At 63.1% G+C, this 16,968-nt stretch carries 16 protein-coding genes; 1 reads left to right on the forward strand and 15 read right to left on the reverse strand.

The genetic code is table 11. The annotated features are described in order from the left end of the window. Window positions 1-234: 234 nt before the first annotated feature. From ASR47_RS05670 to ASR47_RS05685, 4 genes are all read right to left on the reverse strand, one after another. Window positions 235-2,538 carry a xanthine dehydrogenase family protein molybdopterin-binding subunit gene (locus ASR47_RS05670; RefSeq protein WP_065306787.1) on the reverse strand — a complete coding sequence of 768 codons (2,304 nt, stop codon included), beginning with the start codon at window positions 2,536-2,538 and terminating at the stop codon, window positions 235-237. Next, window positions 2,535-3,008, reverse strand: a complete 474-nt coding sequence (locus tag ASR47_RS05675; RefSeq protein WP_065306788.1) for a (2Fe-2S)-binding protein — start codon at window positions 3,006-3,008, stop codon at window positions 2,535-2,537. The genes ASR47_RS05670 and ASR47_RS05675 overlap by 4 nt, the downstream gene beginning before the upstream one ends. 127 nt (window positions 3,009-3,135) lie before the next feature. Beyond that, window positions 3,136-4,023 carry a DNA-3-methyladenine glycosylase family protein gene (locus tag ASR47_RS05680; protein WP_065306789.1) on the reverse strand — a complete coding sequence of 296 codons (888 nt, stop codon included), beginning with the start codon at window positions 4,021-4,023 and terminating at the stop codon, window positions 3,136-3,138. Next, entirely contained in the window at window positions 4,020-5,003 is a 984-nt protein-coding gene (locus tag ASR47_RS05685; RefSeq protein WP_065306790.1) for an XdhC family protein, read from the reverse strand. The genes ASR47_RS05680 and ASR47_RS05685 overlap by 4 nt, the downstream gene beginning before the upstream one ends. A gap of 106 nt (window positions 5,004-5,109) precedes the next feature. Between ASR47_RS05685 and ASR47_RS28135 the strand changes: the two genes are divergently transcribed. Further along, a complete protein-coding gene (locus ASR47_RS28135) occupies window positions 5,110-5,244 on the forward strand; it encodes a hypothetical protein (RefSeq protein WP_281218420.1) in 135 nt (44 codons plus the stop codon). On the opposite strand, the gene ASR47_RS05690 is transcribed toward ASR47_RS28135, so the two are convergent. The 11 genes from ASR47_RS05690 to ASR47_RS05740 all read right to left on the reverse strand — a co-directional run bounded on the left by ASR47_RS05690 (window position 5,241) and on the right by ASR47_RS05740 (window position 16,818). Beyond that, the gene (locus tag ASR47_RS05690) at window positions 5,241-6,299 is read right to left on the reverse strand and encodes a M48 family metallopeptidase (protein ID WP_245714269.1); all 1,059 of its coding nucleotides are present in this window, start codon (window positions 6,297-6,299) and stop codon (window positions 5,241-5,243) included. The two genes, ASR47_RS28135 and ASR47_RS05690, sit on opposite strands and share 4 nt — an antisense overlap. 63 nt (window positions 6,300-6,362) lie before the next feature. Continuing rightward, window positions 6,363-6,812, reverse strand: a complete 450-nt coding sequence (gene dut / locus ASR47_RS05695) for a dUTP diphosphatase (RefSeq protein ID WP_065306792.1) — start codon at window positions 6,810-6,812, stop codon at window positions 6,363-6,365. 24 nt (window positions 6,813-6,836) lie between these two features. Further along, on the reverse strand, window positions 6,837-8,057 hold the full coding sequence (gene coaBC, locus ASR47_RS05700; protein WP_065306793.1) for a bifunctional phosphopantothenoylcysteine decarboxylase/phosphopantothenate--cysteine ligase CoaBC: 1,221 nt from the start codon (window positions 8,055-8,057) through the stop codon (window positions 6,837-6,839). Between the two features lie 14 nt (window positions 8,058-8,071). Further along, on the reverse strand, window positions 8,072-8,587 hold the full coding sequence (lspA, locus tag ASR47_RS05705; RefSeq protein ID WP_065306794.1) for a signal peptidase II: 516 nt from the start codon (window positions 8,585-8,587) through the stop codon (window positions 8,072-8,074). 97 nt (window positions 8,588-8,684) lie between these two features. Continuing rightward, window positions 8,685-11,585, reverse strand: coding sequence for an isoleucine--tRNA ligase (gene ileS, locus ASR47_RS05710; protein ID WP_065306795.1), 2,901 nt, complete (start codon window positions 11,583-11,585; stop codon window positions 8,685-8,687). 69 nt (window positions 11,586-11,654) lie between these two features. Further along, window positions 11,655-12,626, reverse strand: coding sequence for a bifunctional riboflavin kinase/FAD synthetase (locus ASR47_RS05715; protein WP_065306796.1), 972 nt, complete (start codon window positions 12,624-12,626; stop codon window positions 11,655-11,657). Between the two features lie 251 nt (window positions 12,627-12,877). Next, the gene (locus ASR47_RS05720) at window positions 12,878-14,089 is read right to left on the reverse strand and encodes a tetratricopeptide repeat protein (protein ID WP_065306797.1); all 1,212 of its coding nucleotides are present in this window, start codon (window positions 14,087-14,089) and stop codon (window positions 12,878-12,880) included. A 77-nt stretch (window positions 14,090-14,166) separates the two neighbouring features. Continuing rightward, complete coding sequence (locus tag ASR47_RS05725) at window positions 14,167-14,598, reverse strand: ExbD/TolR family protein (protein WP_193315580.1); 432 nt, start codon at window positions 14,596-14,598, stop codon at window positions 14,167-14,169. Between the two features lie 106 nt (window positions 14,599-14,704). Continuing rightward, window positions 14,705-15,133 carry an ExbD/TolR family protein gene (locus ASR47_RS05730; protein ID WP_065306799.1) on the reverse strand — a complete coding sequence of 143 codons (429 nt, stop codon included), beginning with the start codon at window positions 15,131-15,133 and terminating at the stop codon, window positions 14,705-14,707. A 5-nt stretch (window positions 15,134-15,138) separates the two neighbouring features. Next, window positions 15,139-16,071 carry a MotA/TolQ/ExbB proton channel family protein gene (locus ASR47_RS05735; RefSeq protein WP_217270536.1) on the reverse strand — a complete coding sequence of 311 codons (933 nt, stop codon included), beginning with the start codon at window positions 16,069-16,071 and terminating at the stop codon, window positions 15,139-15,141. 84 nt (window positions 16,072-16,155) lie between these two features. After that, entirely contained in the window at window positions 16,156-16,818 is a 663-nt protein-coding gene (locus tag ASR47_RS05740) for an energy transducer TonB (RefSeq protein WP_065306801.1), read from the reverse strand. Window positions 16,819-16,968: the final 150 nt, after the last annotated feature.

The following is a 16,968-nucleotide window of genomic DNA, read 5'->3' on the forward strand; positions in this document are numbered from 1 at the left end:
GGCGTGGGGCAAGAATGGCCATTGGTGTTGCTCTCTGTGTGACACTGAGCGAGCGGGGACAAAAAAAAAGCCTTTGAGATTCAACGACTTGCACAAGAGTGCAAAAAATCCTGTCCCCGCAACCAATTCGAAGCCGCTGATTCCTCGCAAGAGGGTCAGCGGTTTTTTCGTTGTGCGGCCGAGTCACATGCTCGGGCTTGAAATGCCGCCAGGGCGGCGGCATTTCTCTGGCGATCAGGCTTTCTTCGCCAGCTGCATCCCCACCGGCAGCGCGCGGATGCGCTTGCCCGTGGCGGCGAAGATGGCGTTGCACAGCGCCGGCGCGATCGGCGGGGTGGCCGGCTCGCCCACGCCGCCCAGTTCCATGTCCAGCGTGCCCGGTACCAGGTGGGTGTGGATCACGCGCGGGGCGTCGGCGGCGCGCAGCACGGCATAGTCGTGGAAATTGCTCTGCTCGACCCTGCCATTCTTGAAGCTGATCTCGCCACTCATCGCCAATGACAGGCCCATGATGCAGGCGCCTTCGATCTGCGAGCGCACGCGGTCGGGGTTGATCTGCGGGCCGCAGTCCATGGCGATATCGACGCGCGGGATCAGCACTTCGCCGGCCGCGTTGATTTCCACCTCGATCACGGCCGCCACATAGGTGACGAAACTGTACGACACGGCCAGACCCAGTCCACGGCCCTTGGGCAGCTTGCGGCCCCAGCCCGCCTTGGCCGTGGCCAGCTCGATCACATGGCGCATGCGGCCTATATCGACCGGATATTTCGCCGGGTCTTCGCCATAGTTCCAGCCGTCGGACAGGTCTTTCGGATCGATCCTGCGCGCCGGCCCCAGCAATTCGAGCAGGTAGTCGCGGTGGTCCTTTTTCGCCGCATGCGCCAGTTCGGCCGCAAACGACTGGATGGCGAAGGCGTGCGGAATATTCGATACCGAGCGGAACCAGCCGATGCGCGTGTGGGCCGGCACTTCCGGCACTTCGACGCGCACATTCGGGATCGCGAACGGCACGTTGATCGCCGACATGCCCAGCTCGAACGGCGCCTGTTTGTTGGCGCCGGCGGCAAAGGTCGAGGCGATGGTGGGCGCGGCCGTGCGGTGCAGCCAGGCGGTCGGCATGCCCTTCGCATCGAGCGACGCTTCCAGGCGCTCGACCGAGACCGTGTGCAGATAGTCGTGCTGCAGGTCGTCGTCGCGGGTCCAGGTCAGCTTGACGGGCTTGCCGTCCATCGCTTGCGACAGCAGCGCCGCTTCGACCGCGAAGTCCGGTTTCGACTTGCGCCCGAAGCCGCCGCCAAGCAGGGTCACGTGCACGGTCACGTCGTCAAACGGCAGCCCCAGCGCCTTGGCCACATTGCTGCGCGTCGCTTGCGGCGCCTGCACGCAGGCCCATACTTCGGCCTTGCCGTTGATCACGCGCACGGTGGCCGCCGGCGGCTCCATGGTGGCGTGTGCCAGGTGCGGCAGATAATATTCGGCGCTCATCTTGCGTTTGGCCGGGGCGGCGGCCAGTGTCTCGACCGTCTTGCCCTGGTCGCGCGCCGGCTTGGCGCTCTGGCGCACGGCCGCTTCCAGCGTGGCGCGGAAGGCCTTGGAATCATAGGCGCCATTGGCGCCGTCTTCCCATTCCAGCACCAGCGCTTCGCGGCCCTTGATGGCGGCCCAGGTATTGCTGGCAATCACGGCCACGCCGCCGAGCGGATTGAACATGGCCGGCGGCGGACTGCCCGCCAGTTCGACGATGCGCAGCACGCCCGGCACTTTCAGGGCCGCCGTCTTGTCGACGCTTTTCAGTTTGCCGCCGAATACGGGCGGACGGGCGATCACGGCATAGCTCATGCCCTCCAGGCGGGTGTCGATGCCGAAGTGGGTGTTGCCGGTGACGATATCGTGCAGGTCGATGCCGCGCTTGTTGTCTTGTCCGATGTAGCGCAGCTCGTCGGCGCGCTTGAGCGAGATGCTGGCGCGCGGCGGCACCGGCAGTTTGGCCGCCTCTGCCGCCAGCTCACCGAAGCCCAGGGTGCGTCCGCTGGCCGCATGCACCACCTGATGGCCGGCCGCTTTCACTTCGGTGACGGCGACGCTCCAGCGCGCGGCGGCCGCCGTTTCCAGCATCAATCGGGCGGTGGCGCCCACATGGCGCATGGCGCGGAACGAGTGGCGCATGCTGCGCGAGCCGTCCGTATCCTGGCTGCCGTAGCGCGCTTCGTCGGCGGCGGCCTGTTGCACCTTGACCTTGGCCCAGTCGGCGCCCAGTTCGTCGGCCGCCACCATCGGCAGGCTGGTACGGATGCCCTGGCCCATTTCCGAGCGGTGCGACATGATGGTGACGATGCCATCAGAGCCGATCGCCAGGAACACCAGCGCGTCGTCGACCACGCCGCCCGGCATATTGTCGCCGCCGTATTTGACGGCGTCGGCCGCCATCACCAGGCCGGACGGGCCGGCGACCAGGGTAAAGCCGGCCAGCGCGCCGGCGGCCTTGAGCCAGTTGCGGCGCGAAGCCGAGGCTATCATTTTGTCAGGGGCGTTCATTTTGCCGCTCCCTTGACCGTGATGCCGGCCGCCTGCCTGATGGCCGCATGGATGCGCGTATAGGTGCCGCAGCGGCAGATATTGCCGCTCATCGCTTCGCGGATCTGCTGGTCGCTGGGTGCCGGTGTCTTGTGCAGCAGAGCCGTGGCCGACATGATCTGCCCGGCCTGGCAGTAGCCGCATTGCGGCACGCCGTGGTCCTGCCATGCCTGTTGCAGCGCCAGTCCGACCTTGTCTTCGCCGACCGCTTCGATGGTGGTGATGTTCTTGCCGGCGGCGGCCGAGATCGGCGTCACGCACGAGCGGATTGCTTCGCCATCGAGATGCACGGTGCAGGCGCCGCACAGGGCCATGCCGCAGCCAAATTTGGTGCCGGTCATGCCCAGCTCGTCGCGCAGGGTCCACAGCAGGGGCGTGTCTTCGGGCAGGGCGATATCGTGCCGCTTGCCATTGATGGTCAGGGTAGTCATTGATTCCTCGGAAGATGGGGAGTAATACTGAAAAGCGCTGGCGGCCATCCGTCGTTGGGATTAGCTCATCAGTAGTAGATGGTAGCACCGGCGGCCGAGTGCTGCAGGGGAGGCGCCGGAAGCTGCTTTACGCTTGCAGGCTGGCCCACAGATGGGCGGCGGCCATGGTGCGGTGCGGCGCGTACTGGCGCAGCCATTGTTCGGTGCGCGCCAGGTCCGGCTTGCTGTCCTCTTTCAGCAGTTTTTGCAGGGCGGCGCGGATCGCCACGTCGCCGTGCAGCGAGCAGTCGGCGTAGCCGTAGCCGCGCAGCAGCGCATAGTTGACGGTCCACGGGCCGATGCCTTTGACATTCAACAGCGCTTGCGATACCGCCGTGACATCTCCTGTGGCAGGCAGCGCCAAAGACAGTTCACCGTCATGTACCAGCCTGGCCAGGCGCAGCAGGGTCCCGGCCTTGGCGCGCGAGAATTTGCGGACCGTCAGTTCTTCAAGGTTCAGGTGCGCCACGTCGCGCGCTTCCGGGTAGCACCACAGGCCGCCGCTGTGCTGGCGGCCCGCTTGCAGGATCAACGTGCGGCGCAGCGCGATGGCAAACGGCAGGTTGATCTGCTGGCCGATAACCGCCCAGGTCAAGGCTTCGAACGGCGTGGCCGACTGCACGATGCGCAGGCTGCCGTTGGCGCGCACCAGGGGACCCATCAGCGGGTCGTTCGCCACCAGTTGCGCGAACGGCTCGGGGGCGATGCGCAGGCCGAGGATATTGTTCAGCACTTCATGCAGCGCGTCCCGCAGGCCTTCGCTCACAGGACCGTCGATCTCGGCGCGGCAAACTGCCTCGCTGGCCGTGAAGTCGACTTCCAGCAGCACCGCCACGCCACCGTACACGATGGCCTTGCGCAGCCTGTCTGGCGCCACCTGTTCGGCCACGCCTTCGGCATCGCGGCCATGAAACGCCATCACGTCGCCTTGCCGGTAGCCGGCCGGCAGCGCCACGCGCCAGTGCAGGGTGGTCATGCCGACAGGGCTTGCGCGTGCGCGATCTGCAGCGTGTCGGGCACGCCGTTTTTCACGGCCGTCAGCTCGGCCAGGATGGAGATGGCGATTTCGGCCGGTGTCTTGCTGCCGATGTACAGGCCGACCGGGCCATGCAGGCGCGCCAGCTGCTGCGGCGTGACGTCGAACTGCTGCAGCCGTTCGCGCCGTTTGGCGTTGTTGGCGCGCGAGCCGATGGCGCCGACGTAAAACGCCGGGGACCTGAGCGCTTCCATCAGCGCCAGGTCGTCGAGCTTGGGGTCGTGCGTCAGGGCCAGCACGGCGCTGCGGCTGTCCAGTTGCAGTTCCAGCACCAGGTCGTCGGGCATGGCGTGCAGCAGCGGCACGCCCGGCACGTTCCAGCCGCCGCGATAATCTTCGCGCGGGTCGCACACGATCACGTGGTAATCCATGGCCGTGGCGATCTGCGCCACGAAGCGCGACAGCTGGCTCGCGCCGATGATCAGCAGGCGCCAGCGCGGGCCGTGCTGGGTGCTCAGCAGCTCGCCGCCCAGCACCAGCGCCGCGCCTGGCGCGGCCGCGTGCAGGCTGACCGCGCCGCTCTTCAGATCGAGCCGCCGTTCGATCAGTTCATGGCGTTCCAGCCGCGCCAGCAAGTCGTCCACGCCGCTGCCGGCGTGCAGCGGTTCGATCGCCAGTTCGATGGTGCCGCCGCAGGGCAGGCCGAAGCGGTGGGCCTCGTCGGCGCTGATGCCGTAGCTGACGATCTCGGGCCGCTCGCGCACGATGCCGTGGGTGCGCACATGGTCGATCAGGTCATCTTCGATGCAGCCGCCCGACACCGAGCCGACCACCGTGCCGTCGTCGCGGATGGCCAGCGTGGCGCCGACCGGGCGCGGGCTCGAACCCCAGGTCTTGATGACGGTGACCAGTTCGCAGCGGTGGCCGGCGGCGATCCAGGCGGCGCAGGTTTTCAGTACTTCGAGGTCGATGCTGTCCATGGTGGTGGCTGGTGAGGTGAATAAATATGCCGCAGGCGGGCGGCGCAATAGCGTAAAACATGGCTATACTGAAAACTCGCTGTCCCACCGCCTGCGGAGAGTTCCCATGATAATCAAAGAACACAAACAAGGCCTGCCCCTCGCCAGCAAGCTGCTGGTCGGCGTTTTCCTCGGCGTGATCCTGGCCGGCATCGTCACCTGGCTGATGGGGGGCGTGTTCCCCCCATTTCCCGGCGCTTAAGGACGCAGCGGTTTTTTGGCGGCCTGCCTGGCGCGCACATCGATGACCGCGCGGTTGATGGCGGCGATGCGCGAGTTCATGCCCGGGTGCAGCGCCGTATAGCCGTTGGCGGTGCTGGCCGGCACTTGTGTCGCCAGGCGCTGCCAGAAGCGCGATGCATTGTCGACATTGTAGCCGGCGCGCGCCAGCAGATAGATGGCCAGCGTATCGGCCTGCGCGTCGAGTTCCTGCGGCATGGCGCGTATGCCCGCCGCGCCCGTCAGCATCGATACGTCCGGCTGTACCGCGCCCAGGCTGTCGATAATGCCGCCGGCCGTGCCGGTATTGCGCTGGCTGCGCGCGTGATCGAGGATGTTGTGCGCCATTTCGCGCGCGATCACGAAGGCGATGCCCTCATCGTTCTGCGCCGCATGGACCATGCCGCGCGTGAGCATGATGCGTGCGCCATCGGAATAGGCGTTGATATTGTCGGCGTTGCCCAGCGCGACGCGGAAGGCGCAGGCGCGGGTAACGGGAATTTTCAGGTCCTGCGGCTGGCCTTCGCGCGTGATCGTCATGCTGATGCTGGCGCTTTTCGAGGCCAGCGGACCGACGATGGCGCCGAACGGGCCTTCCGCATTCGGCCCGGCCGGCAAGGGCTTGCCTTCGGCCGCCACCAGGCCGTCGCCCTTGCGCAGGCCGGCGCGCGCGGCGCCGCTGCCCGGCAGCACGCTTGAGACCTGCATCTGTTCACCATAGCCCAGGGCCGCCTGCGCGGCATCGGCATACACGCCGGGGTAGGAATATTTATTCTGCGCCGTAAAGCCCAGCAGGTTGCGCGCGTAGCTCTTGCACAGGTCAGCATTGTTGATCAGCAGCGGCGCCGACACTTTCGACAGCCGGTCCTGCAAGGCCACCATTTTTACCAGGTTGTCCTGCGCCGCCTTTTGCTGCGCCGTGTAAGCGGGCGCCTCATCGGGCGCGGGCGTCATGTTGAACGGGCCGCTGACGGTGCCGCCCGGTGTGGTACACCCGGCAAGCAGGGCGGCGCAAGCCACCAGCAGTGGCAGGGCCAATTGGCGCAGCGGGGGTGGGGCTGAGTCGCTTTTTTGGCGGAAACCTGGCATAAATAATGATCCTTAAAGTTGGCCGGTGCTGCCGAATCCGCCAGCACCGCGTTCGCTGCCGCCGAATTCCTCGACGACGTTAAAGCCCACTTGCAGCACCGGCACGATTATCAGTTGCGCCAGCCGCTCCATGGGGTTGAGCGTGAATGCGTTTTGGCCCCGGTTCCAGGTCGAGACCATCAGCTGGCCCTGGTAATCGGAGTCGATCAAGCCTACCAGATTCCCCAGTACGATGCCGTTCTTGTGGCCCATGCCGCTGCGCGGCAGGATCATCGCCGCATAGCCCGGATCGGCCAGGTGGATCGCCAGGCCGGTCGGGATCAGCACGGTCTGGCCGGCTTCGATGGTGATGGGGGCATCGATGCAGGCGCGCAGGTCGAGGCCGGCGCTGCCGGGGGTGGCGTAGGCCGGCAACTGGTCTTTCATGCGGGCGTCGAGGATCTTGATGTCGATATTTTTCATTGAAGCTACAACTTTGATAAAGGGTTACTTGAGCAGCGAAATTTTCGCGATGCGCTTGGAAATTTCGGAAATCAGCTGGCGCGCCAGTTCCAGCTTGGAGGCGCGCGGCAGCACGGTGTGGCCGTCTTCGTCGAACAGGATGATGGTGTTGTCGTCCTGGCCGAAGGTGTTGTGGCCGATATTGCCGACCAGCAGGGGAATACCCTTTTTTTCGCGCTTCGAGGAACCGAATTGCACCAGGTTTTCCGATTCGGCGGCAAAGCCCACGCAATACGGAAAGCCGGCCAGGTTGGTGCGCGCGGCCACGGTGGCGAGGATGTCGGGGTTTTGCGCGAACTGCAGTTCGGGCACGGCGCCGTCGGCCTGCTTTTTGAGTTTCTGGTCGCTGGCGTTGACCACGCGCCAGTCGGCCACCGCCGCGACGGCGATGAACACATGCTGGCCATCGAGGTGGTCCAGCACGGCGTCATGCATCTGCTGCGCGCTTTGCACGTCGATGCGGCGCACGCCGAACGGGGTGGCCAGGGCCGTCGGCCCCGAGATCAGCAGCACCTCGGCGCCCGCTTCGCGCGCCGCGCGCGCCACGGCGTAACCCATCTTGCCGGACGACAGATTGGTAATGCCGCGCACCGGATCGATCGCCTCAAAAGTAGGGCCGGCCGTGACCAGCACGCGCCGGCCGGCCAGCACCTTGGGCTGGAAGGCGGCGATCAGCTCCGTCAGCAGCTGCTCGGGTTCGAGCATGCGGCCCAGGCCTGTTTCGCCGCAGGCCTGTTCGCCGGCGGCCGGGCCAAAAAATTGGATGCCGTCTTCGCGCAGCTGCTGCACATTGCGCTGCGTGGCGGGGTTCTGCCACATTTCGACGTTCATGGCCGGCGCCACCAGCAGCGGCAAATGCGCGGGCCGTGCCAGGCACAGCGTCGAGAGCAGGTCGTCGCAGACGCCATGGGCCAGCTTGCGCAGGAAGTCGGCCGAGCATGGCGCGATCAGGATCGCATCGGCGCCGCGCGTGAGGTCGATATGCGCCATATTGTTGGCGATGCGCGCATCCCACTGGCTGGTATGCACGGGATGGCCGGACAGCGCCTGCATGGTCACGGCCGTAATGAAATGGCTGGCCGCATCCGTCATCACCACCTGCACCGAGGCGCCGGCGCGGGTCAGCGCGCGGCACAGTTCGGCCGCCTTGTAGCAGGCGACGCCGCCGGACAGGCCCAGGACGATTTTTTTGCCGGACAATTCCATGACCTGCCTCCCGGTTATTTGTTTACCCGGCGCAGTTCATCGATGATGAACAGGGCCGCGCCGATGCAGATGGCGCTATCGGCGATATTGAAAGCAGGGAAATGACCCCAGCTTTTCCAGTGGAAATCAAGAAAATCGACCACGTGGCCGTAGACCAGGCGGTCGATGGCGTTGCCCAGCGCGCCGCCGAGGATCAGCGCCAGGGCCCAGCAGAACATGCGCTGGCCGGCGTGTTTTTTCAACAGATAGATGATGAAAATGGCCGCACCGAGAGCAATCGCGGTGAAGAAGTAGCGCTGCCAGCCGCCCTGGTCGGACAGGAAGTTGAACGCGGCGCCCTTGTTAAACGCCAGCACCAGGTTGAAAAACGAGGTGATGGCTTTTTCCTCGGCGTACTGGAACGTGCGCAGCACGGTGATCTTGCTGATCTGGTCGAACAGGATGACGATGGCGGCGATGCCCAGCCAGGGAACCAGGGACGATGACGACGACGATTTCGGTTTCGACACAACGCGGTTTTTAGTGGCCATATTTTTTCAGGAAGAGGTAAAAGCCGCCGCTGTCCGGGTAGCAATCCGGGCAGCGGCGGTCGGGAGCGGAACGCGAACGGCGTTCCGGTGCGACAGTTTAAGCGAAGCGGCGCTTTTCACCCGCACCAAACAGGTTGCTCACGCAGCGGCCGCACAGGGTCGGATGTTCGGCATCCGTGCCCACGTCGGCGCGGTAGTGCCAGCAGCGCTCGCACTTCGGCGCGGTCGACGCCGTCACGACCACTTCTTCACTTGCTTCATCGCTCACTTCGGCCACCGTCGCCTGCGAGGTGATAAAGACGAATTTCAGGTCGTCACCGAGGGTGGTCAAGAGCTTGTACTTCATCGGCGCGGCCTTGATGGTCAGCTCGGCCTGCAGGGACGAACCGATGGCGCCCGAAGTACGCAGGTCTTCCAGCTGCTTGGTCACGTCGGTGCGCACGGCGCGCAGGGCCGTGTATTTTTCCAGCAGCTCGGCACTGTCCGCCACTGCCGGCAGCTGCCACCAGGTTTGCGTGAAGATGGTTTCGTCGCTGGCGGCATAGGCTGCTTCGCCCGCGAACACGGCCCACGCTTCCTCGGCGGTAAACGACAGGGCAGGGGCCATCAGGCGCAGCAGGCTTTGCGTGATATGCCACAGGGCGGTCTGTGCCGAGCGGCGCGCGTGCGACGTCAAGCCGGTGGTGTACAGGCGGTCCTTCAGAATGTCCAGGTAGAAGCCGCCCAGGTCTTCCGAGCAGTAGGTCTGCAATTTGGACACCACCGGATGGAACTCGTAGCGCGCATAGTTGTTCTCGATCTGCTGCTGCAAGGCCGCCATGTTGGCGATCGCATAGCGGTCGATCTCGAACAGATCGGCCACCGGCACGGCGTCAACCGCCGGATTGAAGTCCGAGGTATTGGCCAGCAGGAAGCGCAAGGTGTTGCGGATGCGGCGGTACGATTCGGTCACGCGCTTGAGGATCTCGTCGGAGATCGACAATTCGCCCGTATAGTCGGTCGAGGCGATCCACAGGCGCAGGATGTCGGCGCCCAGGCTGTCCGAGATTTTTTGCGGCGCCAGGGTGTTGCCCAGCGACTTGGACATCTTCTTGCCTTCGCCGTCGACCGTAAAGCCGTGCGTCAGCAGCGCCTTGTACGGTGGGCGGCCATTGAGCATTGACGACACCAGCAGGGACGAATGGAACCAGCCGCGATGCTGGTCCGAGCCTTCCAGGTACAGGTCGGCCGGGAACTGCAGCTGGGTCGAGTGCGAGCCATGCGCCTGCGGGCCGCCCAGTACGGTCTGGTGGGTGGCGCCGGAATCGAACCACACGTCCAGCGTGTCCTTGTTCTTGGCGTAGACGGCCGCTTCGTCGCCGATCAGGTCCGCCAGGTCCAGCGCCTGCCACGCTTCGATGCCGTCTTTTTCGATCAGCTTCGCCACTTGTTCCAGCAGTTCCGGCGTGCGCGGGTGCAAATCGCCCGTTTCCTTGTGCACGATAAAGGCCATCGGCACGCCCCACTGGCGCTGGCGCGACAGGGTCCAGTCGGGACGGTTGGCGATCATGCCGTGCAGGCGTGCCTGGCCCCAGTCCGGGAAGAACTCGGTGTCGGCGATGCCTTTCAGGGCGGTTTCGCGCAGGGTGGCGCCGCCGTCTTTTGGCGTCACATCCATGCCGGCGAACCACTGCGAGGTGGCGCGGTAGATGATCGGGGTTTTATGGCGCCAGCAGTGCATATAGCTGTGGTCGAACATCTTGACTTCGAACAGCGCGCCCGCTTCTTTCAACGCGTTGCAGATCGGTTTCGACGCTTCCCAGATGGTCATGCCGCCGAACAGCGGCAGGGTCGAGGCGAACTTGCCGTCGCCCATCACCGGCTTGATGATGTCGTCGTCCTTCATGCCGTGCGCCTTGCACGAGATAAAGTCGTCCAGGCCATAGGCTGGCGCCGAGTGCACCACGCCGGTGCCGCTCTCGGTGGTCACGTAGTCGGCCAGGTACAACGGCGACAGGCGGTCATAGAAGGCGTCGGACGCGTGCAGCGGATGGCGGAAGCTGATGCCGGCCAGGGCCGCGCCGTCGCAGGTGGCGATCGTCGTGCCCTCGAGCTTGAAGCGCGCCAGGCTGGACACCACCAGGTCCTGCGCCAGGATCAGCAGCAATGGCTGGCCGTCGCGCGTGGCTTGCACCAGCGCGTATTTCACCTCAGGGTTGACGTTCAGCGCCTGGTTCGACGGGATGGTCCACGGCGTGGTGGTCCAGATGACGATGTAGCCGTTCTCGGTCGGCAGCGCTGGCAGGCCAAAGGCGGCGGCCAGTTTTGCCGGCTCGGCGAATTTGAAGCCGACGTCGATCGCCGGATCGCGTTTTTCCGCGTATTCCACTTCCGCCTCGGCCAGCGCCGACTGGCAGTCGAAGCACCAGTTGACCGGCTTCAGGCCGCGGTACACATAGCCTTTTTCCAGCAGCTTGCCCAGCGCGCGCAGTTCGTCGGCTTCATTGCCGTGCGCCATCGTCAGGTAGGGGTTGTCCCATTCGCCGAGCACGCCCAGGCGGATAAAGTCTTTCTTCTGGCGCTCGACCTGCACGGTGGCGTAGGCGCGCGCCTTTTCCAGCACTTCGGCGGTCGGCAGGTTCTTGCCGTACAGTTTTTCGATCTGGATCTCGATCGGCATGCCGTGGCAATCCCAGCCCGGCACATACGGTGCATCGAAGCCGGACAGCGAGCGCGACTTGACGACCATGTCCTTCAGGATCTTGTTGACGGCGTGGCCCAGGTGGATGTCGCCGTTGGCATACGGCGGGCCGTCATGCAGGATGAATTTCGGACGGCCGGCGGCGGCCTTGCGCACGCGCTCGTAGATTTTCTTGTCCTGCCATTGCTGTACCCATAGTGGTTCGCGCTTGGCCATGTCGCCGCGCATCGGGAACGGGGTTTCGGTCATGTTGACCGGGTATTTGCTGACGGGTTTCTTGTTCTGTTTCGGTGCGGCTGGCTTGTTTTGGTCGGACATAGTCTTCTTTACTGGATGGTGTGAGTTACTGTGGCGGGAAAACCCGCCGCGCGCAGGAGTTGGCCAGGATCAAATTCGGTCGGTGGCGGTAATGGCGCCGCGGCGCTGCGCGAAGTAGGCGCGCGCCTGGTTCGAGTCGCGCTCGATGGCCGCTGTCAGGGTGGCCAGATCGTCGTATTTCTCTTCGTCGCGCAGTTTTTCGAGGAACTCCACGCGCACCAGCTTGCCGTAGCAGGACTGGGCGAAATCGAACAGGTGTACTTCGAGCAGCACGCGGCCGCTGTCGTCGACGGTGGGGCGTACGCCCAGGCTGGCCACGGCCGGCAGCGGCTCGGGCGACAGCCCATGTACTTGCACGATAAAGATGCCGGACAGGGCGGGACGGTGCGCCACGCGCAGGTTCAGGGTCGGAAAACCGAGGGTGCGGCCCAGCTTCTGGCCATGGATCACATGGCCGGAAATTGCGTAAGGGTGGCCCAGCAGCTGCTCGGCCAGCGTGAATTCGCCGGCGGCCAGCGCCAGGCGCACGGCCGAGGACGAGATGCGGGTGCTGCCATTCATTACGGTCGGCAAGGTTTCAACATGAAAACCATGTTCGCGGCCCGCTTCCTGCAGCATGGCCACGTCGCCGGCGCGCCGCGCGCCATAGCAGAAGTCGTCGCCGACCATCAGCCATTTGACGTGCAGGCCGTCGACCAGCACCTGCTGCGTGAATTCCTGTGGGCTCAGCGCCGCGAACTGGGCGCTGAAATGCTCGACGATGACGCGGTCGATACCGGCGTTTTCCAGCGACTGCAGCTTGTCGCGCAGGTTGGCGATGCGCTGCGGCGCTTTCGACAGGTCGCCGGCGCGCTGGGCAAAGAACTCGCGCGGGTGCGGCTCGAACGTCATCACGGCAGCTTCGATGCCGAGTTCGGTCGCCGCCTTGCGCACGCGCGCCAGCAGGGCCTGATGGCCGATATGGACACCGTCAAAGTTGCCGATGGTCAGCGCGCACGGTGCGCGTGCCTGGGCATTGGGAAGTCCGCGAAATACCTTCATGGGAATGGGATGAAAACTGTGCCAAAAGGGGGATTATACGGACTGTTTCAGGGATGCACACCGGGCAGGGCCGGCGCAGGGGTAATTTCCCTGCTGAAATGATAAAAAGCGTTGCCGGCAAGTGTGCTGGCAACGCTTTTTTTCTTTACCGAATATTCAAGTACAGCCTCAACATCGAAGCCAACCGTAGCGAGCCGGTGAGCATCACAGGCCGCAAAGCGCGACGTGCCTTAGCTTGGGTTCGATGTCAATTACTTGTTCATCAAAGTCCAGTAGCGCGCCAGGTCGGCCGCGCCATCCGTACCCTTGACGGTTTTCAGGGCGGTGTTGGCATTGGCTTTCTTGCCAGCGTGGATGTAAGCGATGCCCAGGTGTAACTTGGCTTCTTCCGGATACTTGGCGGTGCCCATTTTCACGGCGTCGTTCATCAGGCCCAGGCCCTTGTCGGCCTGGCCGTCGTAGACCAGGGCGAAGCCCAGCTTGCTCAGGGCGTCGGCGTCCTTGTTCTTGACGTATTCGGCTTCGGACTTGGCGGCGTTGGCCTTCAGTTCGGCCTGGGTTTTCAGGGCCAGGTCTTTCAGGCGCTGGTGGCGGGCCGCATCGGCGCCGGTGCCGAGCACGCCTTTTTTGTAACCCTGGTCAATGATGCTCAGCGCTTCACCCGGATTGCCGGCCTGCAGGGCCAGCTGGCTCAGTTCCATGTATTCGGATGGCTTGGTGAACAGGCCGTTGGCCAGGCGCAGGCGCTGCACGTCCAGGCCCAGGCGTTGCGAGAAGCCAGGCTTGCCCGATACGCGGTTCAGCAGGTCGGCCCAGTAGCTGCTTTTCGGATAGCTGGTCGCCAGTTTTTCCAGGGTCGACACATAGCCGGCCTTGTCGTTCTGCTTCAACTGGATGTTGGCCAGCATTTGCAGGCTCGCTTCCGAGTTGCCGCCCTTGGATTGCAGTTCCTTGGCCGCTTCGGCGTAGTTGCCGCTCGAGTAGTAGGCCTGGATCAGGTAGTCGCGCGTCTGTTGGTCGTCGCGGTCTTTCAGCGAGCGCTTGAACCAGGTGATGGCGTTCGGCCAGTCCTTGGCGCGGTAGTACATGCCGGCCAGGCCTTGCGTGAATTTCGGTGCTTCGGCGGCGCTCAGGCGGCCGGAATTGATGACGGCTTCGAAAGCCTTGATGGCGGTGGCGTTATCGCCGGCGCCAGCGGCGGCCGAGGCGCGCACGCGTTCGATCTGATAGCTTTCAAAGGCGGTCTTGCCGCTGACGTTGTCAGCTTCGCGCAGCTTGGCCAACGCTTCCTTGTTTTTGCCGGCGCTCGTGAGTTTCTGCGCTTCTTGCAGTGGCTTGCCCACTTCGGCGCGCACGGTGTCGGCGGCATATGCCAGCGAACCCAGGCCGATTACGGGAGTTGCTGCGGTAAAACCGATAGCGGCCATGACGAGGCCGAGATGAGCGAGACGAAACTTGGACATGAGAAAGTCTTTCTGTAAAAAGCGAATAGGCAGGAAGGCCTGCCTATTCGGATGTAAAGAGAACCTGATGCTACAGCTTACTGGAATTGCTCGTTACCGACCAGACCGATTTTAGTCACGCCCAGACGCTGCGCCGTTGCCATGACACCGGCGACGACCTTGTATTCCACCAGCTTGTTCGGACGCAGATGCACTTCCGGCTGGTCTGCTTGCGCAGCAACGTTGTTCAGCTTGGCTTCCAGTGCGGCACGGTCAGGAACGACCTGATTGTCCCACAAGATGGTGCCGTCAAAATCGACATCGATCGTGACGACCACTGGTTCCGTAGTCGGTGGCGGCGGGGTGCCGACCGGCATGTTCAGGTTCACCGAGTGGTTTTGTTTTGGAATCGTGATGATCAACATGATAATCAGCACCAGCATCACATCGATGAGGGGCGTCATGTTCAGTTCCATCATTGGTTCCGGATCCGCGCCTGCTGCGCTTCCCGAACCGACATTCATACTCATAGTGTTTCCTTTAAGAAGTCCAACGAAGCGCCGGGCGCAACAACCGCCCGGCAAGCTTCTGGCGGCGGCGCCCCGTTGTTGCCAGGGGCGCCGCCGTCAGTCGCTATCAGCTCTTGTCAGGTGGTTCGGTGATGAAGCCGACCTTCTGAATCCCGGCACGTTGGGTCGTGAAGATCACTCGGCCGATCGATTCGTAGCGCGCTTCCTGGTCGCCACGAACATGTACTTCCGGCTGCGGTACTTTCACTGCTTCAACTTTAAGATAATCGAACAGTTCGTTCGTGTCTTTCAGTCTGGTCTGGCCCAAATAAATCTCACCGTCCTTGTTAACCACGATGTTAACGTTTTGCGGCTTGCTTTGAAGGGCTTGGTTGGCCTCAATCGGCAGATCGATTTTCTGCAGCTTGAGAACAACCGGACTGGTGATCAAGAAAATGATCAGCAAAACCAACATGATGTCGACGAGCGGCGTCGTGTTGATTTCTGACATTACTTGATCTTCATCTCCGCTGTCGGAGCCGACGGACATCGACATGATTCTTATCCGATCTTTTTAGCGCCGGCAGCACGGCCAGCTTCGCTGGTCGACATGGCGCCGGAAACCAGAACCGAGTGTACGTCGGCGCTGAACGAGCGGATGTCTTCCATTGCGGTTTTGTTACGACGGACCAGCCAGTTGTAACCCAGCACGGCAGGCACGGCGACCAGCAGACCAAACGCGGTCATGATCAGCGCTTCACCCACTGGGCCTGCCACTTTGTCGATCGAGGCGTTACCGGTCATGCCGATGGCGGTCAGCGCGCCGTAGATACCCCAAACGGTACCGAACAGACCGATAAACGGTGCGGTCGAACCAACGGTTGCCAGGAACGACAGGCCATCTTGCAGACGCGACTGGACTTTGTCCGAAGCGCGCTGGATCGACATCGTCACCCAGGTCGACAGATCGATCTGTTCCAGCAGGGCGCCGTCATGGTGAGCGGTTGCCTTGGTGCCCGATTCAGCGATGAAGCGGAATGGCGAGCCTTCAGCCAGCGTGGCCGAACCGGCAGCGATCGAAGGTGCTTTCCAGAATTTGGCAGCGGTTTCCTTGGCTTGCTTGAAGATTTTCATCTGGTCGAGCAGTTTGGTGATGATGATGTACCAGCTGCCGATCGACATGATGGCCAGGATGATCAGGGTGGCGCGTGGCACGAAGCCGCCGTCCCATACTGCTTGCAGGCCGAACGGGTTGTGCACTTCTTCGGTTTTTGGAGCGGCTGCGTCAGCGGCTGGAGCGGCTGCTGCGTCGGCTGCTGGTGCAGCGGCTGCGTCAGCAGCAGGTGCTGGTGCTGCTGCAGCGTCTGCCGCAGGTGCCGAAGCTGCCGGTGCTGGCGCGTCCGCGAATGCTGGCGCTGCTACCAGGGCGGTAGTAGCGGTAACGGACAACAGAACCGCGGCAAAAAATGCGGACAAACGGGTATTCTTAAACATGCTTCCTCCAAAATTAAAAATAACAGATCGCTGAACGTGATGACAACGAAATCATGGTGTGAGGCAGGATCACTGCCTCGGGTATTAATCCAGCGACCAAACGTATTGCATTTGCTGCCAGCCTTGTTCCGGCTTGCCGTCGACCGTTGCAGGCTTGAACGTGCAACGGCTGATACCTGATACCGCAGCTTTGTCCAGGTCCCTGAAGCCGCTCGACTTCACGATCTTCGAATCAGCGACCTTGCCGTCCACGCCGATCAGGAACGACAGTGTCACGACACCGGTTTCCTCATTGCGCTGCGACGACTTCGGATAAGCCGGTTTTTCACAGACGCTGAAGTCCACCACGGCCGGAGTGCGCACCGATTTGGCTGGTCCAGGCGGAGCGGCTGGCGCAGGCTGCGCAGGCGGCGCCGGCGGTGCCAGTACATTGGTGGCTGGCTTCACCTGGGTGGTGTTGGCAATCACGTTCTGTGGCGGCGGCGGCTGCTGCACGTTCACCTCGACTGGCGGAATGAATGGCGGTGGCGGCGCTTTCATTTCTGGCGGCGGTGGTGGCGGTGGAAGATCCTTCGGTGGAGGCGGTTTCACTTCCTCGATAATCTTGGTTTCAACCGGGTCCATCATTTTGGTGACCAAGCGCTTGCCCAAGCCCGTCGCAATCCCGTAAGCCGCGAGAACGTGCAGCAGGACAACGATCGTGATGCCTGTGTAGTTCTTGGGACTTTTCTCGTTCGAAAAATTCATGCCTGCTTTCTCCAAATACCATCTCTTGTCTTGCAACTGAACCCCAAAATGACGACACAAAGCTCCAGCCGTATCCGGGACGTCGCCGAATTATACATACGAATTCTTTATTTTACACAGATTTTTAACGCCTAAAACCGGTTAAATTTT

Origin of the sequence: Janthinobacterium psychrotolerans, from assembly GCF_001677885.1 — a bacterium.
GTDB classification, from domain to species: Bacteria; Pseudomonadota; Gammaproteobacteria; order Burkholderiales; family Burkholderiaceae_D; genus Janthinobacterium; species Janthinobacterium psychrotolerans.